General features: G+C 69.7%; 22 protein-coding genes and 1 pseudogene. 9 read left to right on the top strand and 14 right to left on the bottom strand.

The window, feature by feature from the left end; translation table 11 throughout:
- Nucleotides 1–72: 72 nt before the first annotated feature.
- A complete protein-coding gene (locus ACFY04_RS28800) occupies nucleotides 73–1,431 on the top strand; it encodes a chloride channel protein (protein ID WP_389121042.1) in 1,359 nt (452 codons plus the stop codon).
- 76 nt (nucleotides 1,432–1,507) lie between these two features.
- Here the strand turns inward: ACFY04_RS28800 and ACFY04_RS28795 are convergent, their stop codons facing one another.
- The 3 genes and pseudogenes from ACFY04_RS28795 to ACFY04_RS28785 form a co-directional block, all read right to left on the bottom strand.
- Nucleotides 1,508–1,744 carry a hypothetical protein gene (locus ACFY04_RS28795; RefSeq protein ID WP_389121040.1) on the bottom strand — a complete coding sequence of 79 codons (237 nt, stop codon included), beginning with the start codon at nucleotides 1,742–1,744 and terminating at the stop codon, nucleotides 1,508–1,510.
- A gap of 136 nt (nucleotides 1,745–1,880) precedes the next feature.
- A complete protein-coding gene (locus ACFY04_RS28790; protein ID WP_389121037.1) occupies nucleotides 1,881–2,192 on the bottom strand; it encodes an immunity 53 family protein in 312 nt (103 codons plus the stop codon).
- 48 nt (nucleotides 2,193–2,240) lie between these two features.
- Nucleotides 2,241–3,032, bottom strand: a pseudogene (locus ACFY04_RS28785) (IS630 family transposase); the annotation flags it as partial.
- A 328-nt stretch (nucleotides 3,033–3,360) separates the two neighbouring features.
- Between ACFY04_RS28785 and ACFY04_RS28780 the strand changes: the two are divergent.
- Nucleotides 3,361–3,819, top strand: coding sequence for a hypothetical protein (locus ACFY04_RS28780; RefSeq protein ID WP_389121035.1), 459 nt, complete (start codon nucleotides 3,361–3,363; stop codon nucleotides 3,817–3,819).
- Between the two features lie 412 nt (nucleotides 3,820–4,231).
- Nucleotides 4,232–4,582, top strand: coding sequence for a hypothetical protein (locus ACFY04_RS28775; protein ID WP_389121033.1), 351 nt, complete (start codon nucleotides 4,232–4,234; stop codon nucleotides 4,580–4,582).
- A 124-nt stretch (nucleotides 4,583–4,706) separates the two neighbouring features.
- Here the strand turns inward: ACFY04_RS28775 and ACFY04_RS28770 are convergent, their stop codons facing one another.
- The 6 genes from ACFY04_RS28770 to ACFY04_RS28745 form a co-directional block, all read right to left on the bottom strand.
- Nucleotides 4,707–5,063 (bottom strand): hypothetical protein, encoded by a 357-nt coding sequence (locus ACFY04_RS28770; RefSeq protein ID WP_389121030.1) that lies wholly within the window; start codon nucleotides 5,061–5,063, stop codon nucleotides 4,707–4,709.
- Nucleotides 5,060–5,953: a hypothetical protein gene (locus ACFY04_RS28765; protein WP_389121028.1), complete on the bottom strand. Its 894-nt coding sequence runs from the start codon at nucleotides 5,951–5,953 to the stop codon at nucleotides 5,060–5,062. The genes ACFY04_RS28770 and ACFY04_RS28765 overlap by 4 nt, the downstream gene beginning before the upstream one ends.
- A gap of 92 nt (nucleotides 5,954–6,045) precedes the next feature.
- Nucleotides 6,046–8,016, bottom strand: coding sequence for a hypothetical protein (locus ACFY04_RS28760; RefSeq protein ID WP_389121026.1), 1,971 nt, complete (start codon nucleotides 8,014–8,016; stop codon nucleotides 6,046–6,048).
- Nucleotides 8,017–8,201: 185 nt separating this feature from the next.
- Nucleotides 8,202–8,906: an ABC transporter ATP-binding protein gene (locus tag ACFY04_RS28755; RefSeq protein WP_389121024.1), complete on the bottom strand. Its 705-nt coding sequence runs from the start codon at nucleotides 8,904–8,906 to the stop codon at nucleotides 8,202–8,204.
- Between the two features lie 78 nt (nucleotides 8,907–8,984).
- Entirely contained in the window at nucleotides 8,985–9,299 is a 315-nt protein-coding gene (locus ACFY04_RS28750; protein WP_389121022.1) for a hypothetical protein, read from the bottom strand.
- 449 nt (nucleotides 9,300–9,748) lie between these two features.
- The gene (locus ACFY04_RS28745; RefSeq protein WP_389121152.1) at nucleotides 9,749–10,627 is read right to left on the bottom strand and encodes a hypothetical protein; all 879 of its coding nucleotides are present in this window, start codon (nucleotides 10,625–10,627) and stop codon (nucleotides 9,749–9,751) included.
- On the opposite strand from ACFY04_RS28745, the gene ACFY04_RS28740 reads away from it, so the two are divergent.
- Nucleotides 10,572–12,725 (top strand): trypsin-like serine peptidase, encoded by a 2,154-nt coding sequence (locus ACFY04_RS28740; protein WP_389121020.1) that lies wholly within the window; start codon nucleotides 10,572–10,574, stop codon nucleotides 12,723–12,725. The genes ACFY04_RS28745 and ACFY04_RS28740 overlap by 56 nt on opposite strands.
- 902 nt (nucleotides 12,726–13,627) lie before the next feature.
- On the opposite strand, the gene ACFY04_RS28735 is transcribed toward ACFY04_RS28740, so the two are convergent.
- The 4 genes from ACFY04_RS28735 to lanKC all read right to left on the bottom strand — a co-directional run bounded on the left by ACFY04_RS28735 (nucleotide 13,628) and on the right by lanKC (nucleotide 16,678).
- Complete coding sequence (locus ACFY04_RS28735; protein ID WP_327380615.1) at nucleotides 13,628–13,732, bottom strand: class III lanthipeptide; 105 nt, start codon at nucleotides 13,730–13,732, stop codon at nucleotides 13,628–13,630.
- Nucleotides 13,733–13,782: 50 nt separating this feature from the next.
- Entirely contained in the window at nucleotides 13,783–13,887 is a 105-nt protein-coding gene (locus ACFY04_RS28730; protein ID WP_327380615.1) for a class III lanthipeptide, read from the bottom strand.
- A 75-nt stretch (nucleotides 13,888–13,962) separates the two neighbouring features.
- Complete coding sequence (locus ACFY04_RS28725) at nucleotides 13,963–14,064, bottom strand: class III lanthipeptide (RefSeq protein ID WP_327380617.1); 102 nt, start codon at nucleotides 14,062–14,064, stop codon at nucleotides 13,963–13,965.
- Nucleotides 14,065–14,122: 58 nt separating this feature from the next.
- Entirely contained in the window at nucleotides 14,123–16,678 is a 2,556-nt protein-coding gene (lanKC, locus tag ACFY04_RS28720; protein WP_389121018.1) for a class III lanthionine synthetase LanKC, read from the bottom strand.
- Between the two features lie 315 nt (nucleotides 16,679–16,993).
- Here lanKC and ACFY04_RS28715 point away from each other — a divergent pair, with 315 nt between their 5' ends.
- The 3 genes from ACFY04_RS28715 to ACFY04_RS28705 all read left to right on the top strand — a co-directional run bounded on the left by ACFY04_RS28715 (nucleotide 16,994) and on the right by ACFY04_RS28705 (nucleotide 22,588).
- A complete protein-coding gene (locus ACFY04_RS28715; protein WP_389121016.1) occupies nucleotides 16,994–17,455 on the top strand; it encodes a hypothetical protein in 462 nt (153 codons plus the stop codon).
- 96 nt (nucleotides 17,456–17,551) lie between these two features.
- A complete protein-coding gene (locus ACFY04_RS28710; RefSeq protein WP_389121014.1) occupies nucleotides 17,552–19,162 on the top strand; it encodes a BTAD domain-containing putative transcriptional regulator in 1,611 nt (536 codons plus the stop codon).
- Between the two features lie 504 nt (nucleotides 19,163–19,666).
- Entirely contained in the window at nucleotides 19,667–22,588 is a 2,922-nt protein-coding gene (locus tag ACFY04_RS28705) for a BTAD domain-containing putative transcriptional regulator (RefSeq protein WP_389121013.1), read from the top strand.
- A gap of 317 nt (nucleotides 22,589–22,905) precedes the next feature.
- On the opposite strand, the gene ACFY04_RS28700 is transcribed toward ACFY04_RS28705, so the two are convergent.
- A complete protein-coding gene (locus ACFY04_RS28700) occupies nucleotides 22,906–23,103 on the bottom strand; it encodes a hypothetical protein (protein WP_389121011.1) in 198 nt (65 codons plus the stop codon).
- Between the two features lie 165 nt (nucleotides 23,104–23,268).
- Here ACFY04_RS28700 and ACFY04_RS28695 point away from each other — a divergent pair, with 165 nt between their 5' ends.
- Together ACFY04_RS28695 and ACFY04_RS28690 are read left to right on the top strand one after the other, a co-directional pair.
- Nucleotides 23,269–24,576 carry a LuxR C-terminal-related transcriptional regulator gene (locus ACFY04_RS28695; protein ID WP_389121010.1) on the top strand — a complete coding sequence of 436 codons (1,308 nt, stop codon included), beginning with the start codon at nucleotides 23,269–23,271 and terminating at the stop codon, nucleotides 24,574–24,576.
- Between the two features lie 416 nt (nucleotides 24,577–24,992).
- Complete coding sequence (locus ACFY04_RS28690; RefSeq protein ID WP_389121008.1) at nucleotides 24,993–25,505, top strand: IPT/TIG domain-containing protein; 513 nt, start codon at nucleotides 24,993–24,995, stop codon at nucleotides 25,503–25,505.
- Nucleotides 25,506–25,681 lie beyond the last annotated feature (176 nt).

Here is a 25,681-nt window from a genome sequence, read left to right as displayed (position 1 = left end):
GATATCAACGCAGAGTGACGCCGGTGAACCGCCGAGTTTCCGACGGACGTCGATGCCGAGGAGTTGATCCGCATGTCGGCCGAGAGTCCTGCCGGGGTATCAGGGACGCCGTCGCCGGATCCCTTCGCCCAGGTCAGGACCCGCGGCTATATCGGTCTTCTGGTAATGGCCGCGGTGCTCGGAGTGCCGATCTCCGCAGGGGCGTACGGCTTCCTCGCGCTGGTCGATGAGCTTCAGCCCTGGACCTACACCGACCTGCCCAAGGCGCTGGGCTTTCAGGAGACCCCAGCCTGGTGGCCCCTGCCTCTTCTCGCGGTGGCAGGCCTGCTGGTCGCAATGACCATCCGCTACCTTCCGGGGACGGGCGGCCACAAGCCGGCCGAGGGGCTGTCGACGGCAGGTGCGCCGAAGCCGCTCGAGCTCCCCGGGATCCTCCTCGCGGCCGTGGCCACGCTGGGCCTCGGCGCGGTCCTCGGACCCGAGGCGCCGCTCATCATGCTCGGCAGCGGCGTGGCCGTCTGGGTGGTACGCCTGCTCAAGCCGGACGTGCAGCCGCAGGGCGAGGCCGTGGTCGGAGCCGCGGGAAGCTTCGCCGCGGTCAGCACCCTGTTCGGATCGCCCATCACGGGAGCCTTCCTGCTGATGGAGGTGTCGGGCATCGGCGGGCCGATGCTCGGGATCGTGTTGGTGCCGGGCCTGCTCGCCGCCGGCATCGGCTCGCTCGTCTTCGTCGGCCTGGACAACTGGACCGGCCTCGGCACGTACTCCCTTGCGATTCAGGACGTACCGCACGCCAACTCGCCCACAGGTGCCGAGTTCGGCTGGGCACTGGTCATCGGATTCGCGGCGGCCCTCGCGGGCACGGGCATCCGACGGCTCGCCCTGCTGCTGCAGCCGCGGGTCGAACGGCACCGGGTCCCCGCCACCGTGCTGATGGGCCTGGCGATCGCAGGGCTCGCGATCGCCTACGCCGAAGGCTCCGGGAAAGCCGCGACCGAGGTGCTGTACTCGGGGCAGAGCGCTCTGGGCCCGCTGCTCGCGAACAGCGCCGACTACACCGCCGGCACCCTGACGTTGCTTGTCGCCTGCAAGGGGCTGGCCTACTGCGTCTCACTGAGCTCCTTCCGGGGAGGCCCGATCTTCCCGGCGATGTTCCTGGGAGCGGCGGGCGGGATCGCTCTCTCGCATCTCCCATGGCTGTCTTTGACCTCCGCGTTCGCCATGGGCATCGGCGCCATGTCGGTCGCCATGCTCAGGCTCCCGTTGACCTCGGTGCTGCTGGCCACCCTGCTGCTGGGGGCGCAGAGCCTCACCGTCATGCCGCTGGTGATCGTCACGGTCGTGGTCGCCTATGTCGTGACGCTCAGGCTCAGCCCGCCTCCAACCAGCGAACCCGAGACCGGCGCACGGGAAGACTCCCCGTCAGCATGACGCACCGTCAAGTATTCGCACCGCTGGGTCTGGGCGTCCGCCGCCGTCGTTAACTGGCGCCGCCGGCAGGCAGACGTTAACCCTGCCGGGTGACAAAGCTCCGAACGGCTTCGGAGGCGTCCGGCCCGGTGACCGGGAAGTCAATGGCGCCCGTGACGTCGGCGGCCATCGCAGCGTCTTCAATACGCAAGGAAGCCGGATCGATGTCCGCCGGCGACTGGTCCCCGCTCCACAGCCCCAGGTAACCACCGTCAATGAGCACTAGGGTGCCGGACGGGCAACTGATGGCCCCCAGCTCGAACATCTCTTCCATGGCGCGCGAGTCTACGACCACCCGGCAAGCCGTCCGCAGGCGGACGCCTCAGCTGTCGGACAGCCGCTGGGAGCCTGCATTGCGTAGTGCTCTGACCGCAAAGGTTCACCGGGTCCCTGTATCTGGCTCTGTAGCATCAGGGAGCGTTGGTGGTCGCCCACGTACGAAAAATCGCAAGGGCCTCGCTAAGGTTCCCCGGGCCGCACGCGGCGTGGAAAGTCTTCTCAGCGGTCCAGGCCCAGACCCAGTCCTGGGTGCTGCGATTGACGTCCTGGCGGGGGTACTCGCATCCCTCCAGGTCCGTCTCCTCTAGATCGATTTCGACGGTCCAGCCAGGGTTGTCGAGCGTGGCGATCTTCACACCCCACTCGTGCTCCCAGTCGCCGTCGCACTGCTTCGCGTACCAGTCCTGTAGCCAGGCAAGAAGATGCTGCTGCGAATCGCTCATGACAGGAGAGGCTAGTGCTGTGACCGCCTGGCGCGCCGGGTTGGGTGGTCAGGCTGCTGTTCGTAGTGGTTTGCCGCCCCAGCGGATGCCTTTCTCACTGCGATTGCGGGCGCGTTCGCGTCGTTGTGCTGCGAGAACGTCGGGGTGGCGGGCGTTCTTGTTGCGCCAGCGCAGGTAGGCGTGCAGGGCCCGCGTCTGGACGGTGTGGTTGGGGTGGTGGGAGTTGGCGAGGGTGAACTGTCGTAGCGGTCCGAAGTGGGCTTCGATGGGGTTGGCCCAAGAGGCGTATGTAGGGGTGAAGCACAGCTCGACTTTGTTCCGCACCGCCCACTTCTTCATCCGCCAGTTCGTGTGGGCGGAGAGGTTGTCGAGGATCACGTAGATCGGGCCGCCGCCGTCCGGGCGGGCGGGCGGCTCGAATCGTCCTCAAGTCCGCCCAGGTGCGGTCGATGCCCTTGCGGCGGCGGTTGATGCCCACATCTGATCGTCCCCGACTGAGTAGCAGCCGTGGGAGTAGGTGATTCCGTGGGTGCGGCGGTAGGTGGCCGGCAGTCGGCTCGGGCCGGTTCTCCTTGGCCCAGCAGGAACCGGCTGTCGGACGGATACCCAGCGGGCCGAACTCGTCGAAGGCGAACGTGCGGTCGGGCCGTTTGTTGATCGCGTACTCGATCCGGTTCAGCTTGGCGTCGAAGTCCGGTCCGGGGATTCCTTCCAGGTCTTCGTGCGCTGGAAGGTAATGCCTCGGCGGGCCAGTAAGCACCGCAGTGCCTCCCGGCCGATCCGGACGGGCCTGGCTATGTCGCGCCGCAGGTGATCGGCGAGCTTGCGGATGGACCAGCGTACCTCCACCCCTGACTCACGGCCCGACACCGCAGAGTTCCTGTCGGGCCGGCGGACTCGGCGTCCCACCCGGCCGCGCCGAGTCGCCAAGGTGATCAAGAATCTCTGCTGCAGCGCGGTCTACCCGTGCTCACCATGGCCGTTGGGGAAACGGGACCGAGAAAGGGCATATGCTGCGCACGGCAGATACGCCTGCCCGCTCCGAGTCATGGTGGCCCACGTCCACCGTGGCGGCGAAGACAAGGTTCCCCGAATCGCGCTGCACGCCAGGTCATCCAATTGTCCATGGCGGGGTGGACGTGGGACGTCCCGCAAAATGGAGTGCACGATGACCCGGGACCGTCGCCGCAAGGTCGAGGTTCGCGCCCACCAGGCAGCCACCGGAACGCCGTATCTGGTGGCCCGCCGACAGATCACTTCACCCACCTTGGTCGAGGTGATGCAGCAGCACCCACTGCTCAGCCGCTTCGGTATCGGCGTCTACGACCCTCTGCGCAAGACGACCGAGCAGCGCAAGGCCGAGCTCGCCGCCGACCGCGAGCGGTTGGCGGAGGACGAGGCCATGGTGATGGAGACGACCGCGTGGCTGCGGGAGAACATCACGCCGATCAAGACTCCTACCGCCAGCAGCTACTACGTGAAACACGTGATGGAGCGGACGACGCGCACGTACGTCGCCAACGGCGTGTTCATCGCCGCGGCGCTCATCGCTGGCTACCCCTTCAAGTACGAGCAGCCGAATGTGCTGTTCGGCATGAGCCGCCGAGATCTGAAGCGGATGAACTGACCGTCCCAGCAGGGGCCGATCAGCTCCGGCGCTGGACGGCTTCGCTGGCGACGACCTGAACGCCACACCAGAACTCCGGAGAATGACGAAGGGTCGCCACCCGTCGAGGTGGCGACCCTCACCCCCGGGCTGCCGCAGCCGGCCGCGATGTCCCCCGCTCCGCCTCGTCGACGGCCAGGCTCCAGCGGGGCTTCGCCGCGATCCACTCCGCGCCATACCGGCACAGCGCCTCCGTGGACGGCGGCAGCCACTCCGCCGGATCCGGTTCTGACACATCCGGGTCGCGCAGCAGGCCCAGGGCGCATGTGGCCGGGGCGGAGGCGGTGAAGCTGTAGCCCCATTGCCCAGAAACGACTCCCTCCGTGATCTCGGGCTTCGATACTGGCCGGACGTCTATGTGAAGGAGCCGACCGTGACCGACGACGAGCAGCAGCTCGCCGCCCTCCTCAACGGCCTTCCCGGCCACGACGACGCCCGGTTCTGGCGCGGACTGAAGGAAGCCGCAGGCATCTACCGCATACGCTCGACCATGTCCTCCGCCGTTCAGGAGGCCCAGGACGGCGACTTCGAACCGCTCGCCGCGTTCGTCCTCGACGTCTTCAACCGCGACGCCCGCCTCAAGGACATCGCCACGGCCCTCGCCACCCATCTCGGCAGCACCCTGCGCGCCCGTGCCTGGATCACCGACGCCATCGCGGCCGCGGACCGCATCAACCGTGCCCACGTCGAGGACCCCCTCGACGAACTCGCCACGAAGTGGTGAGGGCGCCGACGCGCCGCTGTACGTGACCGTGGCGGCAGCCAGGTCGTCTGGTCCGTGAGGGATTCGATCCGCAGTTCGCTCGGCGCCCTCTGCGGCCCGTCCCCTGCCAGGCGGCCTGTCTGGCCTACTGGGCTGTGCCGAGCCGCGTTCGACGGTCCTGGACGACCTGGTGCCAGCGGGAACGCACGGAATCCGGGTCGTCGCACCAGATCGTGGAAGACGGTGCGGGCAGAGGCAGGCCGGCCATGAAGTGGGCGATTTCGGTGTAGTAGGCGCAGTCACCGGTCCTCGCGAGTTCGCGCAGTCGGCTGATGACGGCGCGGAGCTTGTCCTCCTCGCCTTGGATGGCGTGGTGGAAGGCGAGCTCGAGGACGGCTTCGGCCGCAGTGATGCTGGTGTCGCGGATCTCGGCACGCAGCGCTCGGGCTGCCTCAAGGTCGGGGAGGGCACCCGCATCACGGACGAGCGACGCGATCCTCACCGTGAAGCTCGTGGCGCGGAGGTCGAGGCCGGTGAGGAGCTGTTCGGCAAGGTGGAGTTCGTCGTCCGCGGTGTCGGGTCGGTGAAGGCGAGCACGAGAGCGCGCTGGGCCTGGCTGGTGGCACGTTCTCCGGCGACGCCGTGGTGCTCGGCGTGGTCGCATGCAGCGATGTAGGCGGCGGCCGCGCGGTTCATGTCGCCGTGGGGCCAGAGGATGTCGCCTTCGACGCGGTGTTGGCGGCCGGCCCATCCGAGGGTGCGCGCGGTTTCGTACGCGGTGGGGAAGTCGTCGGCGAGGCGGGCCAGGCCCCGGCGGGCGGCGGGGGCGAGGCGGCCGCCGCCGGCGACGAGCTGCATCCCGTGGCGGGAGGCCGTGGAATCGCCGAGATCGCGGTGGGTCTTGGCGAGGTAGTAAACGCCCATCTGGTGCAGGTCGTCCGGCAGCAGTCCGCTGCTGGTGACGGTGGTAAGCCGGAGGGCGGTGGCGGAGCGGCCTAAGCGGCTCCAGCCGGTCAACACCCAGCCGGAGGCCGCCCAGAGGACCCTGCGCGTCCTGGGGGTCATCACCACCGCTACACCGAAGGTGTTTCGCGGACGCAGATCGCCCGGGAGGCCGGCCTGCCCCAGCTCCACCTCGCTCACGCCATCGAGCACCTGGTCCGCACCCAGCTGGCCAACCCGGTGGCCCCGGGCGTCTACGCCGCAGGCTCCTCCCTCCAGCTCGCCGAGTCCGGACGGACCGCGGGCGCGCTGCTGCGCGAGACGCTCGCATTCCTGCGCGACGAGGTCGGCGCCGCCGTCTACGTCGCCGCGTACACCGACGGCGAGGTCTCCATCATCCAGTACGCCGACAGCCCCACTGCTCCCGCCGCCACCCGTCACCTCGGGCATTCCCTGTGTGGTGATCCCCCGGTACCGCGTGCCGTGGACGACGCTGTCGGCGGAAGGTCGGAGGCACGGACAGGGGGTGAAGAGTTGTTGCGTCAGTCGTTTGTGGGGCGCCAGATTCGGCTCCGGCGTGTCGCGATCTCAGCGCATATGGCGGCGATGATGACACCGCCGACGGCGATACTGAGGGAGCCGACGGCCACGAGCCCGGCGGAGAGTTCACCTCCGTCACCGATGGAGAGCAGCATCTGGCCGAGTAGGTACGTAGCCACTCCGGCGCCTGCTCCCACGACAACGAGAGGAACGGAGAGGTTCCAGAGGGCCACCCTCAGGTAGAAGTTTCTGTCGCTTCGGAACGAGGCCACGGGGCCGAGGCTTCGTGCCTGGTCGTCGAATACGGAGGCTGCACCCACGATTCCCGCGAGGACCAGGGCAAGCAGGCCGATCAGTGCGGCATCCAACACCCACTTGACGTAGTCGCTCCGGGCTTGCGCGCCCAGCATCCCGGACTCCACCGGCACGTCAAGCATGGGGAATCCCAGCGTCCGGTAGGCGGCATCCCAGATTTGATCGGCTCCGATTCCGCCGGAGGTGTTGAAGACCACGAGGGAGATGTTTGCGGGGTCGGTGATGGCTGGGCGTTGGGTGGTGATGCTCACCATGTCCGGTGAGAGGCCGAGCACTGCCAGTGCTGTGCGGGGCGTGGTCTCAACGGTCGATATCGCGTCAGTCAGCTCTGTGACAGCCCTGGGGCAGGTGGTGAGTGCTCCGAAGAATGCCAGTGAGTTGCAGTCGGCGGACAGTACCGTGCGGCCGCCCTCGCGGTAGATGAGGGCTGTGGGATGGTCTGGGAGCTGCTGGCGGAGCTGGTCGAAGCGGGATGGATCACCTGATGCCTTGATCAAGACGGCGTTGCGGTTGTTTACGCCGGCCAAGCGCTTGGCAACGATTTCCGGTCCTTCGAGCTGGCTGGTGACGACTTGGCCCAGGGTGGTGAGGCCTAGCCCCAGGATCATTGCCGCACTGAGTACGGCGAGGACCACGGGTCTGGCGGCGAGCCACCGGCCGGCGATGAGTCCTGCTGCATCGCCTCGACGAAGGGAATGCGAGGCGATCGCCGATCCGAGAGAGCCTGACAGGCGTCCGGCAAGGATGGGGAGGACTGCGAGTACGAGCATGACTCCGAAGAAGAAGACGACCCGTCCCGGACCGTCTGCTCGCCATGTTCCGTACAGGCACAGGGAGGATCCGATTCCGGATAGCACCCATACCGTCCGTCCGGGCGTGGCTCTGGCCTGCTGTGGGCGGGTGGTAGTTCGCTTGGGGGGTATCACGTAGCGCAGCGCGCTGATCCCCAGTACGAGGGTGGCCGCGACAAGAATCAGCAGGGGGGTCCATATGCGCAGTGAGGCCACATCACCAGCCGAGACGGTGTACCCGGTGAAGGGGAGGGCGGTGTCCCACAGGGTCGTGGCCCACGCAGCGGCTGCTGCCAGGAGCGAGCCCGCCAGTACAGGGGCCGCAGCTTCACCGGTGACCACCAGCAGGCGCGCTGCAGATGAAGCTCCCAGAGCCTCGAGCATCGAGATTCGGCGGTCTCTCAGCTCCGCGCCGCCGCGGACCACGACCATGAGAGAGGCAGCGGCCGGCATCACGGTGAACAGCAGGAGGAGTATCCAGAGGTCACCGGAGGAACGTTCGAACTGGTGGCTCACGGTGAAGTAGTCGATGAACTGAGAATTCGGATGCCCGAAGCCCGATATTTCGCCGAAGATTCCTTCGATGGGAGAGCGGGTGTACACCAGCAACTCATTGGGTTCGGTGAGTCCCGTTCGCCCGATGATCCCACCCATCGTGCCGTAGCGGGAGATGAGAGCGCCGGCCGCCTGCTTTGCAGCCTGAGGCGAAAGAAAAGCCTCGCCCTTTTCAGGCCACCTATCAAGGCCTGGCGGCGGACTGGCATCTGGCTGGAGTGGCTCCAGGAAGATGACCGAAATGGCCTGACCATCGGCGTAGTCCGGGCGCTCCAGCCATAGGGCTACCGCTTCTTGGCTCTGCTCGGCCATGACCGGGGAACGGGCGTCCTGTCGTTCTTGACGAGCGGCCAGACTGGCATCCACGGCCAGGAGGCTCCAGGCCACCCACAGTACGAGGAAGGATGCCGCGAACAGTCCGAAGCGGTGAACCAGGGCGGATACGCCGCTCGACATTCCTACCCGGTGACCGAGTCGCAGCATGGCCACGTGCCTGCTCACCTGCGACCCTCCGAGTCCGTAAGCAGGCGCCCTTCGGTGAGTTCAAGCGTCCGGTCGGCGCGGGCGGCAATTTGAGGATTGTGGGTGACCACGATCAGCGCACACTGAAAGCGGGTGGGCAGGCCGAACAGTAGATCAGCGACGACGTCGCCCGTGCGCTGGTCGAGGGAACCAGTGGGTTCGTCCGCCAGAACCACAGAAGGCCTGCCGATGAGTGCGCGGGCGACGGCGACACGCTGACGCTCTCCGCCCGACAGTGATGCGGTGTTCTTGGATGAGGATTCCTGTACGCCGAGTTCATCCAGCAGGCCCTGTGCGTCCGCGTATGCCTTCTTCGCGTTGCCTCCGGCAAGCAGGACCGGTAGTGCGGCATTCTCCAGGGGCGACAGTTCGGGTATCAGCTCACCGAACTGATAGACGGTACCCACGGTGCGCAGTCGCATTGCGGCTCGCTCGCCTGCAGATGCCTGGGAGATGTCGACGCCGGCGATGCGGATGACACCGGACGAGGCGGCGATCAGACCGCTGAGGCAGCAGAGGAGAGTTGTCTTCCCCGAGCCGCTGGGGCCTGTCACCGCCACGGATGACCCGGCAGCAACACTAAGGGAGAGCCCGTTCAGAAGACGGCGATCACCGATGCTGTAGTGCAGGTCTTTCACTTCTACTGCGGCCGTCTTTCGATCGTGCAGGTCGGTTCTCATGCTTCCTCGTTGTCAGCCGGGCCGCGCGGAGCCGGGTGTACCGAACATCCCGGCTCCGCGCGATGAGCATGTGCTGGATCAGGGCCGGTACTTCCAGGGGCCGTAGGGATCGGTTGCCCAGTCACGAATCTGCTGTGAGCGGTGCTTCTTGACCCGGTTGGTGCTGCTGAGATCGAATCCGCCGTTGCAGGTTCCGTTTCCCGCCTGCGCCCATGCCTCGTGTGCGGAGTTGTCGTCCCGCGTGAAGTGGGCCTTCACAGAGTTCCCGTCCTGGTCCATGTCGCACGCCATGGCACCACCCCAGCCGACGCCGGTATGCCAGTCAGTGACGTCATCGCTGAAACTGTTGTAGATGTAGGACCTGTCGGCGTTTGCAACGGGGGCGCTGACCAACCAGCGCGTCGTCTGTACAGCTGGATGATCGTCAGAACCTGTCGTGTCTTGCCAGCTGGTAGGGCTGGCTTGGCCTGAATCCCCTCCGCGCCATCAGCCGTGGGTGGCCACCAACGAGGCCTTTGTCATTCCTCGGAAGCGTGGATCGCCGGTGATCGAACTGTGAAGGGCGGGGGCAACGTCCTGCTATGGCGTAATGAATACCGCTGCACCCGCCACGATCCGGCGGGTCATCGGGCCTATCTGTCCCAGCGACCTGGCCGACCTGCCTCTGGGTCCGCGTTTCAAGTCATTTCTGGAATCGTTTCAGCCACGGTAAACGACGCGCCTATATCGCCGAACCGTGCGCCCTTCTTGTGGTTTGGCAGGCATAACCGGAACGCGCACCCGGCTCGGGCGTACCGCATCTACCACTCGTTTCCGGAGCGCGCGGCGCCTACGCTTCACGATCACAGGGAAGGATGGGCACGCCGCCTCCGCTTCAGGGCAAGTACCCCTACTGCAAGCGCGGCAGCACAGATGCCTGCCGCCAGCCAGGAGGCCGTGCGCTTGACCCTGTCGGCCAGCGTAGGGGCAGGGTCGTGGCAGTCAGGGGCTGCGGGTTCCACCCGCAGTCGGGCCCAGACCTTTGACGGCGTCCCCTTCTCTCGCCAGACCACCGTGTACAGACCCGGCTTCGCGTCGCACCTGATACGGACGACCGCGGAGACCCTCTTCGCTCCGTACATGACCACTGGTCGCGTGAACGCCGACGAGGTCAACGTGACACCTCCGTCGCCGCCCATCCCCAGGCCGTCGGTGGCCGTCATCTCCCCGCCGGCCCGCACCGACCGCACGTCCCATGGGCTCGCGGGCCACTCCACATCCGCAGGCCAGTGCTCCTCCTGGGGCTCGGGCGGCAGCGCGGAGACCCGCCTCGCGCACGCCGCGCGCTCCGTCTCTTCAGCCGGAGCCACCCGGACGCTCCCCCAGAGCCGCGTGACCTCGGAGGGGTTCCGGTCCCCGCCTGATCCGATGCGCACCTCGTAGGACCCGGGCGCCGCGGTGCAGGAGATCGTCATGACTGCGGTGACGTGCGGATCGTTCATCCTCATCCGGCCATCGGCGGTGAACGCTTCGGAGAAGACCCTGTCGCCGTTGCCGGCGGCGTCCTGCAGGCCCACCGAGACGCCGACCCGCTCTCCAGGCCGAACCGACTGGTCGGCGCCACTTTGAAGCGGCAATGGCACATCCGTAAGCGGAGCGGCCTGCACGCCCTCCGCCCCGAGTGACATGAACAGCGGAATCGTCAGGACTGCCGCGCCGATCCATGCCCGTAATCGCTTCATTTGTCGCCTGTCTGGATTCGTTGACGATCTTTCACACCACTGCCTACTCTGCCCTCTTCGTCGAACTGACGCACCAACACACTGCGATGCCAGGCGTCATCACTCAGGAAGCAAGTCATTGAGATCAAAATGGCTGACCGCACTCGCGCTCGGCACCAGCACCGTGCTACTCACCGCCCCCGCTGCCCTGGCGGCGTCGGCCGCTCCCTCTCCGACCGGCACGACACTCCCTTCGCCCTCGGCCTCGTCCTCGTCGTCGCCCCCCACACCCAGCCCTTCAGGCTTACCCCGCTCCACGCCCTCGGCCTCGCAGCTTCCCCTTCCGGCCGCACCATCGGTATCCGCTCCCCCCTCTCCCTCCGCGTCCACCCCCAAATCACCCCCTGCCTCCCCGGCCTCAACCGCGGACGAGCAGTACTGGACAGCTGAGCGGATGGCCCAGGCCAAGCCGATCGACGCCGCCCGCGGCGCCGGGCCCAAAGCTCCATCAGCACCCAACTCGCCGGCCGCTGCACCGCGAGACACACCCCACGCCGCGCACTTCGACGGCCTCCCGATGGTGGGGACGTTCTTCTTCGACGGCACGCCGGTCGGTGGAAACGCCACCTACTGCACCGGCAGCGTCGTGCGTAGCAAGGGAAAGAGTCTGGTGCTTACCGCGGGGCACTGTGCGAACGGCCTGAACGCGGCCAAACACCGTGTCTTCGTGCCGCAGTACCAGTTTCTCAAGATCCCGGCCAACCAGCCGTGGGGACTCTTCGCGGTCGGCGATGTCTATAAGGACAACCGCTACCCCGACACGGGCCAGACGAAGGCTGCCGAGTCGGACCTGGACTTCGCCTTCGTCACCGTCGCCCCCAATGGCAAGGGCGCGGTCGAGGACGTCGTCGGCGCCCTCACTTTCACCACCTCGACGTCGTACGACCACAACGTGACGGTCGTCGGCTACCCGGCCCGCGCCAGCGACAACAGCCAGCACAAGGCCATCCGCTGTGATGTGCCAACCCGTCGGCTGTACGGGTTTCGGCAGATGCAGATGGAGTGCGGCGGCTACTACGGCGGCGTCTCCGGCAGCCCGTGGATCAAGGGATACAACGCGGCTGCCCGCACCGGCCAGGTCGTCGGCAACATCGGCGGATACAACGGCGGCGGCAACGACGCCAACGTCGACTGGATCTCGTACTCGCCGCTCTACGGCAAGGACGCCCAGGACCTCTACAACGACGCCAACAACGGCATCGGACCGAAGAACGTCCATCGCGGCACCTACCAGCCTCCGACGGACGGCCCCGTCCTGCCCGGCAGCGGCGACACCTGGAAGCACGCCAAGCAGATAGCCTCCGGCGACTTCAGCGGGACCGGACACAGCGACCTGCTCGTCATCTGGACCGACGGCGAGGTCACCCTCTATCCCGGCGACGGCAACGGCGGCTTCCGCCCCGAGCGCCAGCTCCTGGCACCCAACGCGGGCTGGAAACCGGCCGCCACCATCACCGCCGGCGACTTCACCGGCTCCAACCAGTTCGACCTCATGGTCCGCTGGGACGACGGCCGGATGACCCTGCACGGCGACGTCGGCTCCCACGGCCTCGACGGGGGAACCGAGATGGCGGCCTCCGGATCCATCTGGAGCCACGCCACCCAAATAGCCGCCGGCCGCTTCAACGCCACCACCTACGTCACCGACCTCATGGTCCGCTGGTCCGACGGCGAACTCAGCCTCTTCACCAACGTGAGCGCCGGCACCATGGGCCAGGAATACAAGCTCAAGGACCCCAACAGCACCTGGAAGGACGCCACCCTTCTCACCGCGGGGCAGTACTCCGGCAACCAGAAATGGGACCTCATGGTCCGCTGGTCCAGCGGCGCGCTCAACAACTACGTCGGCACCACCACCGGCGGCCTCGGCAGCGAGCAGCCCATCCACGGCCCCAACAAGACCTGGACCCACAGCGTGATCATGGCCACCGGTCAGTACACGGGTGACGGACTCACCAACGACCTCATCATCCGATGGTCCGACGGCGAGACCACCATGTACAAGGACACCCGCATGAACAGCCTCGGCACCGAAATCATGATCGCCCCACCCGCTTAAGCAGCCCAGCAGGCGCGTACTTACGCAGGCCGGCCCCGGACGGCCTGCGTACCGTCCTTGGCTCAAAGACGGGACCTGCCCCACTGCGCTTCGGCAGCGGGAACCGGGAAGTACCGGGGGGCGGGGGTGGCAGCTGCGAGGGCGGCCAGGGAACGGGCCGCCAGGTTCTCCCGACCGCCACTTACCACTGCGCGTAGGTGACAAGCTGGTTTGAGACCAAGAGTCGCTGCTTCAGTCACTTTAGAAAACCGCAGGTCAAAAGCCATTGGACCGCACTTCAGCGACTGAAGCGACTCAACTTCGGAACTGCGCGCACGCCACTCCCTCAGCCTTTCGTGGCCCTTGTTCGCCGTCGCTGTATCCCGCTCCCAGCGGCTCGCAGTGCTCATGCTGGCCTCGGTGTCAGGGTCGAGGAGCGAGACTGTGAGGCTGCGGAGGCCGAGGAGCGACCTTGCAGAGTTGAGCCGCTTGCTTGAGTCGCTCATTGAAACCGCAGGTCAGACGGTCGGGGACGCGGTGTAGTCGTGGCGTTGGTAGCCGCGTCTGATGGTCGGCGTGAGAATGACGTGGCTATTCGCCACTCGTGTCAGCACCAGCGCGTCACGGCCTGTCAGTGTCAACTACCAGGTCGCTGGGGCTACACCGCTGACAACCAGCTGGTGCCGCGTGGCGGGGCCGGGGCGCGGGCGCGCCGGGTGGCGAGGTCCGGATGCACGTAGCGGGTGGTGATGCCCTGAGCCCTTCCCCGGCCGGGGTCCGCCCTTCACCCGGGGCCGATCGCCCGCTCGGCGGGGCAGGGGCGGGAACATGACGGAACGGCCTGCGGGGCGTTGGCCCCGCAGACCGTTCTGATCCGCGAACGGATCGTCACCACTCCAAGCCGGAGGGTTGTGTCACCAGCGTTAGTGGAAGCTGGTGTTGTGGCACTGGAAGCTGGCGCTGCTCATGAGCAGCAGGCCGCCTTCCTCCTCGGTGATCTCCAGCTGCTGAAGGTTGAGGATGGACATGGTATTCACCTCCTTTCCGCGTTCATGTGAACCAGCGAGTTACGCGCGGTTCAGTGGAAGCTGGTGTTGTGGCACTGGAAGCTGGCGCTGCTCATGAGCAGCAGGCCGCCTTCCTCCTCGGTGATCTCCAGCTGCTGGAGGTTGAGGATGGACATGGTGTTCACCTCCTTTCCGTCGGTGGAGGTTCCTCCCGGCCGGGCCGGGCGCTGCCGCCGGAGGCAGGGCACGGCTCAGGCGAGGGTGCCGTGGCACGCGTAGCTGATGGCGCTGGCGAGCAGCGCGGCGCCTTCTTCCTCGGCGATCTCCAGCTGCTGCAGGTTGAGGACGGACATGACGGTCACCTCCCTTCTGCGTCGGGGTTTTGCTGGACCGGGACCGGTGCAGCAGGCTTCAGGCGGCGGTGGTCGGTACCGGGCCGCCGAGTAGGGGGAGGAGATGGTCGGTGCGGCGTTGGGCGCCGTCCATCGCCAAGAGCACTCCGGCCGATCCGGTGGCGAGGTCCATCGACAGCCGGACCAGGTGCCTGCCGGGGAAGGCGAGGCCGTCGCCGTGGGGTACGGCGTGCCGCCACAGGTCGTGCCGGTGGCCTTGGAGCGCGGCGTCGTCGTCGGGGCCGTCGCCGACGGCGGACAGGAAGTACAGCAGTCCGGCGCGGCCGTCGAGCAGACCGGGGAAGACGGTGAACTGGCCGCGCGCCGCCAGCCGGATCGAGGCGAGGGCCTCCGCGAGGCCCGGGCCGGTGCGGTGCTTCAAAAAGGCCGCCAGGGCGAGTCCGATGCCGGTGGATCCGGTGCCGAGGTAGAGCACGGACCGCCAGCCGTCGTCGACCTGCAGGGAGCCGTCGACGTCCGCGCACTGAGCGAGGTCGCGGTGCAGTGCCCTCTCGGCGAGGTCGAGGTATCCGGGCTCGCCGGTGCGTTCGTGCAGGCGGACGAGGAACAGCGCGGCTCCGGCCGCTCCGGTGGTGAGGCCCGCGCCGGGGTTCTTGCCGGTTGGGTGGTCGAGTGGGGCTTCGATGCGCTCCGCGACGCGGTCGGCGATGCGGCGGGCATGGTCGAGGTGGCCGCTGTCCCCGCGGCGGGCGTGGAAGCCGAGCGCGGTCAGACCCGTGCCGGGCAGTCCGGTCAGCAGACCGAGGCTCGTCGGTTCGCCGGTGCGGTCGAGGGCCCGGCCCAGGATCTCGGTGGCCTCCTCGTGCCGTCCCAGGAGGTCGAGGACGGTGGCCACCCCGCAGGAGCCGTTGAAGAGGCCGACGGGCGCGCGGTCGGTGTCCCGCAGCGTCGCGGCGGTGAGCCATTCGGTCCACGCGGGGTCGACGGCGTGGCCCGTGGCGTGCAGGGCGTACAGGATGCCTGCCGCGCCGTGGGACAGGTTGGTTCCGCCGCCCTCCCGCGCTCCGTCGGGGTCGTTGGGGAAGAGCCGGTCGTCCCGGTGGGGGGTGGCGCAGGCGGTGAGCGCCGCGACGAGCCCCGCCCGGTTCTCCTCCCAGTCCTTGCCGACCGGTCCGGGGCCGGGTGGTGCCGGTGCGGTGGTCCCGGTGATCGCCGCCATGGTGGCTGCGGCGTCATGGGCGTAGCCGGCCGGAAGGGGGAAGAGTTCGTGCGCCCATCGTGCGAGCTGGCCGGGCTTGGCCGGATCGGGGCCGGACAGCGCTGTCAGCGGGATGAACTGGCCCAGGCGCAGGGCGGCCAGGCTGTAGGTGTCTATGTCGGTGCCCGTGACGTGGGCGGGCGCCGCGAATCCGGGTGCGCCGAGAAGACCGGTGCGTTTCTCGCCGATGGGGTGGGCGGCTTCCAGGTCGATGAAGGTGACGGTGTCGTCGGGGCGCACGATGATGTTGTTCGGGTGGAGATCGCCGAAGACGACCCCGGCCCGGTGGACGGCGGCGGCGGCCGCGGCGACCTTGTCGAGGACCGAGAGCGACCAGCGGGTGTATTCCGTGTACGTCTGCGGTGTCGCCCCGGGCCGCACCAGCGGGAGGCGCAGCACGCCGGCCTTCGCCAGCGCGTCGCCGTCGATGTACTCCTGTACGAGGAAGTCGTGTTCCCAGTGGGTCTCGTAGGCCAGCACACGCGGTACGAGACCGGTCCCGGCCAGCGCGGTGAGCATGCGGTGCTCGTGCCGCAGGCGGGCGACGGCGTCGAGTCCCTGCGCGTCGAGCCCTGCCAGGGGCCGTGCCTCCTTCAGCACGACCAGGTCGCCGCTGCCGGGGTCCTTGGCCAGGTAGACCCCGCCCCCGTTGGAGAAGTGCAGCGGCCGCACGATCTCGTAGGGCAGGTCGACGCGGCTGATCGCGCTGAACCGTTCGATGCGGTCGCGGACGAAGCCGGGCATCGGAGCCCACTGCGGCGGGGTGAACGCCGCGGTCCGCGGATCGGGCACGGGCTTTCCGTCCGGTCGGGCGATGGCCAGGACGGGAATGTCGCCCCCGTCCCGGGCCCACCGCGCGGCGAACGCCCCGTACCGCAGGAACACCGGGCTGCGCTCGCTCCAGCGCAGGTCGGACAGGATGTACGGGCCCTGCTGCCCGTCCAGTGCGTCCGTGAGGGCGTCCAGCAGCGTCTTCAGCTCCGCTTCGTCCGCCGGGTAGACGGCGATGAACTTCCCCGAGGAACCGCGGTGGGCGTACTTGGAGTTGAAGGCCGTCAGCAGCCGGCCGCTGCGCAGGTACTTGAAGGCGACGCGGTGGGCGGTGCAGACGGCGGCGGCCCTGTCCAGGACCTCCTGGGCGGCCGGGACCGCGGCCGATACGTGGATCTTCCAGCCCTGCAGCGGCAGCGGCCGGCCGAAGAACACCCGCACCCATACGTCCGCGTCGTCCTGCACCAGGGTGGCGTCGCCCACCTGCGGCGGCGTCCAGCGTTCGTCCTCGTCCGCCAGGCGCTGCGGCACGTCGAAGAACACCGGGTCGGCCAAGCAGAACGCGTACATCTGTTCCAGGTTCATCGCTTCCCCCTGCCGGAATCCGCTTGTGACCCACCCCGGTCGCGGAGCACGTCTCCGCGAGGCTGCGGGCGGTGCCTCGGCTCACGCCGGTGAGCGGTCCACTCGCCGTCCGCCGGCAGTTCCCGGAGGTGGCGGGTCAGTTCGTCGGTCATGGCCACAACTGTGCGGCGGACCGGTCCTCGTGCGATGAATGGACGGCCATCGCGGCTGATCACAGCCGACGATCATCTGCTCATCACGCGTGGACGGCCACCGGCGACATTCGTTGCAGGCGGCCGCAGGGCCGCACATCACGGAACAAGGGAAGAAGCCCCCATGATCAACTCGCAGCGCCTCCGGCTCGCGCTCGTCGCCCTCGCCGCCTCCGCGGCGGCGCTCACCGCGGTCCCGGCCCAGGCGGCGCCCGCTCCGTCCCAGGCCCGGATCCAGTCCGTGGCGACGGCGCAGGTCGCATCCCTGGTGGACTCGCCGATCTCGCCGATGCGCTGCCGCGACGACGGCCAGGGCTGCCCCCCGGTCAAGGAACCGAAGGACTGCAATAACAACCCCGCCCCGACAAGCCTCAGGCGGATGTCGCAGCACATTTGGGACCGGATGGCAGAACGCAAGATCAGCGAGCAGGAACTGCAGGACGCCGTCAGGATCGGTGCTCGGACTGCCACGTGCCAGGACAACGGGCGTTGGAAGTACGAACTCGGCATGTCCGGCGGCCTCTTGGTGGTCATCGTCAGCTGGGACGGGGCGGGCGTCACCGCCTGGTGGGTGGACCCGAAGTGACGCTACGGTGGCCTGCCCGGACCGCATCCGGGCAGGCCACCGGGCTGCACCCCCCGAACACACCATCAGACCGTTTGGCGCCGTGGAGGAGGCCGGATGCGCGGAGTGAGCCCAGCCGCGCCTGACGGTGACCACACCCCCCTCTTCCGGCTGCTCGGCCCGGTCCGGGTCGGCCCGCCCGGCGGTCCGCAGGTGCGCCCGGGACCGCCGCGACAGCAGGCGGTCCTGGGCGTCCTGCTGCTACGACGGCGCCGCCCGGTCACGGTGGCCGGACTCGTCGCCGCCGTCTGGGGGAACGACGCCCCGGCCAGTGCGGCCGGGAACCTGCGCACCTACGCCTGGGCACTGCGTACCCTGCTCGAACCGGGCCGCGCCCCCGGGGAGCCGGCCCGGATCCTGCTCGGCGACGAGCGCGGATACATGCTGGACACCCCTCCAGAATCGGTCGACGCCTGGCGGTTCGAGCAACAGGTCGAGGCCGCCCGGAAGGTCCGCGAACGGGGCGACACCGCCGCCGAACACGCCCTGCTGGCCGGTGCGCTGGCCCTGTGGACCGGGGAGGCCCTGGCCGGCGTGCCCGGCCCGTTCGCGGAAGAGGAACGCACCCGCCTCGCCGCCCTGCGCACGACCGCCCGCAAGCGGCACATCGTCTGCGCCCTGCGCCTCGGCCTGCACCACACCGTGATCCCTGAACTGTCCATGCTCACGCGGGAGTTCCCGCTCGACGAGGAGCTGCGGGCCCTTCTCATGCGCGCCCTGCACGGCTGCGGCCGACAGGCGGAGGCATTCACCGTGTTCGCCGACACGCACCGCGTCCTGGACGAGGAACTCGGCGTCGCCCCGTGCCCGGAACTGACGGCCCTCAACGCCCGCCTGCTCGCCCACGACCCGCCGCTCCTCGTCCGCCGTCCGCCACCCCGCACCCCTGCGCGGCCACAAACGCGAAGCGCACGGCTCCCGGACGAGGCGGAACGCGCACTCGGCGATGCGATGAGTGCCCTCACCAAGGGAGCGGACCGCGCCGTCGTCCCTGTCCTGGCGATCACCGGGCCCGCCGGGGCAGGCAAGACGGCACTGGCCCGGCGGATCGCGGACAGTGCGGCCGACCGCTTCCCCGACGGCCGGCTCTACGCCGAGCTGCGGACGTGGGGCCCTGGTGAGGCCGGCTCGGGCCCCCTCCTGGGGTACCTTCTCCATGCCCTTGGGATACCGGCGGCCGGGATTCCCGCCGACCCGGACCAGCGGGCCGCGCTGTACCGGTCGGCCCTGGCGGTCCGGCGCGTCCTCGTCGTCCTCGACGGCACCCGCGACGCGGCCCAGGCCGTTCCCCTGCTGCCCGGCACTCCCGGCAGCGCCGTCCTCCTCACCACCCGCTCGCGAGTCCTCCCATTCGAGCTGCCCGCGGCGACGCACATCGAACTCACCGCGCCGCCCGCTGCCGCCCCGCCCTGCCGTGTGGACATCGACGTTCCGGACACCGCCGCTCCGGACACCGCCGCTCCCGGATGCGAGGACCTGCCGCCCGAACTGGCCCGTGCCGCCCGCCGGCTCACCCGTCACGGAACCTTCCCGTCGTCCGTCGACGCCCTCGCCGCCGTCCTGGGCACCGGCCCTGCGGACGCGGCCCGTATTGCCGAGGCCCTGGTGGACGCCCGGGTACTGGACACACCCGCCGCGGGCGCCTACCGCCCGCGGGGCCGCCCCTGAAGCACAGCGGCCGGCTCCCGTCCCGGTTTCGTGACGCGTACCGGAGTTTCGTCACGATCGCCCGCCCGCCGGGTGTGCCGCCACACGGCCCGGACGACCGTTTCCCTTCCCGCGCCCCGAGCGAGCGAGCCTCCCCCGCGCCTCCAGGGCGCACGCGGGGCCGCACGCCGCCTTCCGGACGGCCCACCACCGCGCGAAGCAGCCCCCGGCAACGAGTGACGACCCGATCCGGCGGTGCCCGGACGCCCGTCCCCATGCCTCCTAAAGGTGCATGGCATTCACATGATCCTTTGAGAGTGCGGTCATGCCACCCCCTGCCTGGCAAGGTCGTTCCAAGCCCGGCGGGCCGGTTCCCCCAACCAGCCTGCCGGGCCCTGGCCCCTATGTGGAGGTGACGCGTGCGCACGATCGCCGCAGAGATCCCGACCGGATCGGTTCCGGCCACCCGCCCCGCCCGGGACCGCACGGTTGAACGGACGCCCCGGCCCGGGGAAGGAGCCGACCGTGAACAGCGCTGAGAGCGAACCGTTGTTCTCCGTACTCGGAACGGTCCGAGCCCGGCTGGGCGACGCGCCGCTTCCACTCGGATCGCCGCAGCAGCGGGCGCTGCTCGCGATGCTCCTCCTGCGACGCAACGACGTCGTGGACCTCGACGAGATCGTCGACGGCCTCTGGGGAGAGGAACCGCCGCGCACGGCGGTGGGCACGGTCAGGTCACACGTGTACCGGCTCCGGCGCCCGCTTGGCTCCAGGATCACGACACACGGCCAGGGATACCTCCTGCACACCGCCCCGGGCACACTGGACCTCGACGTGTTCGACCAACTGGTCGCCAAAGCCCGCGCGTGCGCCGCCGCACAGGAGGCCGGCGAGGCAGCCGAACGGCTGGCCCGGGCGCTCGACCTGTGGCGCGGGGCCCCGCTGGCCGGACTCCCCGGCCCGCACGCCGCGATCCACCGCGAGCGCTTGGCGGAGCTGCGGCTGTCGGTGCTGCTGGAGCGCATCGAACTCGACCTGCACTTGGGGCACCACGCCCGCCTTGTCCCCGAACTGACCAGGCTCTGCGCGGAACACCCCCTCCACGGAAGGCTGCGGGAACTGGCCGGGATCGCACTGGCCCGCAGCGGCCGCAATGCCCGGACGGCACAGGGCGAGCAGGGCAACCAGAACCAGAAGGCCGGGCAGGACCAGCAGGACACCCGCCCACACCGGATCCCCGCCCCGACGGCCGCTGCCGACGCACCCGCCGAAACCGGCGAGCCACCCGTTCGCCCCGACGGCGGTGAACTCCCAAGACCGGCCCAGCTCCCCTTCCCGCCGGACAACCTCATCGGCCGCACCGAGGCGGTACAGGACCTCCTGGACACGCTGACGAACCCGCGACCCGAATCCCTCGTCATCGCCACGGTCACCGGCACCGCAGGTGTCGGCAAGAGCGCGCTGACCGTCCACGTCGCCCAGCGCCTGCGGGACCGGTTTCCGGACGGGCAGCTGTACGCCGGCCTGCGCGGCACCTCCGCCGACCCCGCGAACCCCGGCACGGTACTGGCCGGCTTCCTCCAGGCGCTCGGCTTACCTGAGCCGGCGATCCCGGACGGAGCGCAGGAGAAGGCCGCCCTCTTCCGTACGACGGTGGCCGGCCGCCAGATCCTGGTGGTCCTGGACGACGCCCGGGATACCGCCCAAGTCGAGGCACTCCTCCCGGGCTCGCCGACCTGCGCCGTGCTCGTCACCGGCCGGGCCGCACTGGAGGGGCTCCAGGCCGTACACCGCGTCCGCCTGGAACCCCTGGCCGCCCGGGAGGCGCTGGCCGTGCTCGACGCCACCGCAGGCCCGCGGCGGATCGCCGCCGAGCCCGTACAGGCGGCGGCCATCGCCGAGCGGTGCGGCGGACTGCCCCTGGCCTTGCGCCTGGCCGGCGCGCGGCTCGCTACCCGCCCCTCGTGGTCCCTGTCCGACTTCGTCCGCCTGCTCGACGGGTGTCACCCCGCCTTTCCAGCGCTTCCCCCGTTCTCCGTGTTCCCCGCGTCGGCCGGATCCCAGGACGGCATCACGGCGTGCGTCCGGCCCAGCTACGACCTGCTCGACGGCGAAGAAGCCCGCCTGTTCCGGTTGCTGGCGCTTCGCGGCCGGGGCGCCACGGACGTCGCGGGGGCAGCCGCCCTCGGCGGACTGTCACCGACGCGCACCGGGCAGTTCCTGGAACGGATGACCGGACTCGGTCTGCTGGAGTCGCCCCAACCCGGGGTCTACCGCCATTACGCGCTGCTGAGGACATTCGCAGCCGAGGTCTCCCGCGCCGACGACCGGCCCGATGAACGGGTAGCGGCCCTCGTCCGCTTCCTCGACCAGCTGCTCGCCGACGCCCGCGCCGTCCACGCCGCCGAACGCCCGGGGCACCACGTCCCAGGCATGCTGCCCCCAGACGGCCACCCCGGCCGCCTCGACAGCCGGCAGCGCCTGCTCGACCCCGAACACGACGGTGCGCTCACCGTCGCCGCGCAAATCCTGGAAACCGTGCCGTCGGCCGTCGCCGCGGCCGCCGATCTCGCGCTCGCCGTCGAGCCTCTCCTGGAGGGCTCGCACCTGTGGGCCCATTCCCTCGACCCGCTCGGCACGATCCTGCGGGCCGCCCAGGACCAGGGGCACCTGCGTGCGGCGGGCCGCGCCGGCTACGTGCTCGCAAGCGCATTCACCCAGCTGGGACGGCTGGACGAGGCCGGCCGGATGCTGGACACCGCCGAACACGCGGCGCGGGCCGTGGGGGACGACGCGGTGCACACCGCGATCCTCAACCGCCGGGCCCACCTGTGCCAGTACCGGGCGCACTGGCGGCGGGCCGACGCCCTGCACCGGGAGGCCGTCGCCGCTGGCGATGCCTGCGGCAGCGACTGGGCCGGCCGCAACGCCCGTGCGAGCAGCGTCAGCACACTGCTGCGCCTCAGCAGGCGCGACGAGGCCGCCGAGATCAGCCGGACCACCCTCGCGTCGGCCGTCGATGCGGGCGACCGGGGCGGCGAGGCGTACGCGCTCTACAACCTGGGACTCACCGCCCGTCATCTCGGCCGCCCCGACGAGGCAGTGGCCCGGCACCAGCAGAGCGCCGAGTTGGGCGCGCGGTACGGCTCCCCGGTGATGGAGGCGATGAACCTCATATCGGAGACAGCCGCCCAACTGGCCGGGAACCGCCCGTCGGACGCCGTGGACTGCGGCGAGCGCGCGGTCGCTGCAGCCCGCCGGCTCGGCTGGCACGCCGCCGAGGCCCGGGCCCGCCGGCTCCTGGAAACGGCCCTGGCGGCGGCCGACGACTGCAAGCCGGTCAAGCCGGTCAAGCCGCAGCCACAGCAGTCCAAAGATCCGCTCGCCTCGCCCGCCCGCCCCCGGCACCCGCACCATCCCCCATCGGCAGCCCCGTCGGCTTGCTGAAGCTCCAGAACGCCGGATAGCGGCCCACCCCGGGCCGCCCCTCCCACCGGCAACCCACCCGTCCCCGCGCGCATCGCCTCCGTGTCACCGCACGACACCGCCCCGCACGGATTCCCGTACGGGGCGACACGCTCTGGGCACCTGGGGGATCCGCCAGGGCCGGTACCGATGATCGATCGGATCGGTACGCCGTCCATGGCGCCGCACGAGGGACCGGACGCTCTTCGACGCGTCCGTATGACGACCGGGTCGGGCCCACAGCCACCCAACCGGCAGCGGATGGAGTCCGCTGCCCCCGCACCCGGTCTCCCGGGCGGCTAGGGGAGCGGCTTGCCGGGACACCAGGCGTCGCCCCAGGCCGTCGTCACGATGCACTGTTTGTTGTCGTGGCCACCGCCCTGCGGGGGTGTGACGGTCGTTCCGTGCACGGCAGCGGAGGCCGTAGCGGCGCCGCCCCACAACATTCCGATGCCCAGCACGACCGCGGACAGCGTCCGCACCACGATTGCGCACATGGTGTCAATTCCCCTCGCTTCGGCGACATTCCGGCGACGGCGGGGCGGTGCTCCTGGTCGGGGAGCCGTTCCTGCCGTGGTCATCACCCTGCCAGTCGATTGACGGCGCACACATCCCCGATGGGGGATCATGATCCTGCCAGGCACGTTTAGGAGGTATGCCAGATGGAGACGGACAGGGAATCCGCCCCGGCAGCCACAGTGCCCGGCCTCGACAGCGCGGCGGTCATGCTCTACCGGTGGGCGGTCGTCCACGAACGCCTGACCCCTGCGACCCTCGCGCGGGCTGCGGCCGATACCGGGATCAGCCCGCAGGCATGCCTCTCCGCGGTGAAGGCCCTCACCGACTCCTGCCTCTTCACGGAACTGGCCGACGACGGCGCGGAGCAGGGGCAGGCCGGCTGGCAGCCGGTCAGCCCCCAGACCGCCACTGCGCAGCTGCTGTCGGACCGGGACACCGCCCTGCGCGCACAGGAGGAGGCGCTGCGGGAACAGCGCCGGCACATCCAGCTCCAGCGCGACGGGCTGGCGGCGCTGACGCCGGTCTACCTCCAGGCCCGCCGCCACGCCTTTCCCCAGGGCACGATCGACCACGTGCCGGACAAGCTGGCGGTCCGCTCGCTGCTGTCGGACGTGATCGACTCGTGCCGCGGCGAGGTACTGGTCTCCAAGCACGGCGGGGCGTTCTCGCCCGCGGCGTTGCGGGAAGCGTTGCCGCGCGACCTGGCGCTGCTCGGGCGGGGCATCCGGATGCGGAGCCTGTACCAGCACGCGACGCGGTTCGACCAGGCCACACGGCTGCACGCGGAGCAGCTCATCGGAGCGGGCGCCGAGATCCGGACGCTGCCGGAGGTACTGCCGCAGATGATCATCGTGGACGGGACGCTGGCCCTGTTGCCGGCCCGGTCGGGCGGTGCGCTGCTCATCCGGGAGCCGGACCTGCTGGCCTATTTGCTGGACGTCTTCGAGCGGGACTGGGAGAACGCCGCGCCGTTCGCGACGGGACCTCAGGCCGCGCACGACGTGTCCAAGACGATGAAGCAGAGCATTCTCGTGCTGCTGGCCAAGGGGCTCAAGGACGAGTCCATCGCGCGGCGGCTGGGCATTTCCCTGCGCACCTGCCGCCGCCACGTCTCCGAACTCCTGGAGGGACTCGGCGCGCACAGTCGTTTCCAGGCGGGCGTCATCGCCGAGCGCCAAGGCCTGACCGCCCACCCGGACCGGCCCGCGCCCGGCGCCGCCGCGCCCGATGCCGCCGGGTTCGGGGAGGCGACGGGCTGTCCCGGCTGCGGCGGTCCGGTGGCCGCCCCCGCCGCCGGCCCGCGCCGGCCGGGCGGCCGTCCGCCCCGCCACTGCTCGCCCCGCTGCCGCTCCCGCGCCTACCGGGCACGGCTGAAGGGACAGGCGGCCGGAACGGAAAATGCCGCGCTGGACGGTACGGGCGTCACGAAACCCATTGGCCTCGTCACGTAATCGCTTCTGCCACCGCGCTGCTCATCGGCGACCCGACGAGTCTCACGGTGACGGCGCACTCGTGGTTGTGGCTCGTTGCCACCGGGCTTCGGCGCTCATGACCGCCGTCCATGCCGTGCAAGGCGTCCGGCCGCTCCGCGCCCAAGGAGTCCGGCCGCAGCGCCGGGTGCGGGCGCGTACGGGGCGGCGGGTGTGTGGTCGGGCTGGGCGCTCATCGGCTCCTCCTGCGGCAGGTGCTGCCGGCCACGGTAGAACGACGTGGCCTCGGCCGTGGAGCTTCGGGCAGACGCGAGGGTGCGGAGCGGTCTCTGACGCGGCGGTCCAGCCACTCCGGCGACGAGGTTCGTCGGGGTGCCTTCTACGGAACCCAGCCGGACGGCCTGACCTGGCTCGCGCGGTACGGCCTGGCAGGCACTGTGTTCGCTGCCACCGCCGCGAGGTTCCGGTGGTCGGTGGTCGGCAGCGGGTTCGGCCAGGGTGTCGTGGTCGACTTCGGCACGGTGCCGGTCTCCAAGCAGGACATCATCCGCGACGACGTGATGATCGCGTGGGCGCCCGACGGCGTCGGCGTGGTCGACATCCGGGTCACCAACAATCTGGGCACCTCCCCGGCCGTCCCGCGCGGCCAGTTCGCCTACGGCGGCCCCGCCTCCGTGGTGGTCACCGGCATCAGCCCGGACAGCGGCCGGGCCGGCGACCAAGTCCAGGTCAACGGCCTCTACTTCGGCTCGGACGCCCAGGTCTACTTCGGGGACCACCTCGCCGAGCTCGTCGAGTACGCCCCCCAGCAGCTGCTCGTCAAGGCGCCCACGGTAACCATCGGCATCGGCAAGCCCGCGACCGTCAACGTCACCGTCCTCTCGAACGGCTACTCGTCCCCCGCGAGCCCGGCGGACGAGTTCACCTACTCGGAGTGGCACCAGAACTGAACCGGTTCCTTACCCGAAGGCGTTATCCGCGGGATCGCCTCACGGTGAGCGGCAGCAACTGCCTCGGGATTGATCGAACCCACCGCCTCCACATGGAGTTGCGGGAGAAGTGCCATGGGGCCGCCTCCTGGAGTGATGCCTTCGAGTCGGCCTGCCCATCATCTGCCGGATGCCGG

Source organism: Streptomyces sp. NPDC001549 (assembly GCF_042894025.1).
In the GTDB taxonomy this organism is placed as follows: Bacteria; Actinomycetota; Actinomycetes; order Streptomycetales; family Streptomycetaceae; genus Streptomyces; species Streptomyces kutzneri.
Note: the sequence above shows the minus strand (reverse complement) of the source record. Positions and strands in the feature narration are given on the sequence as shown.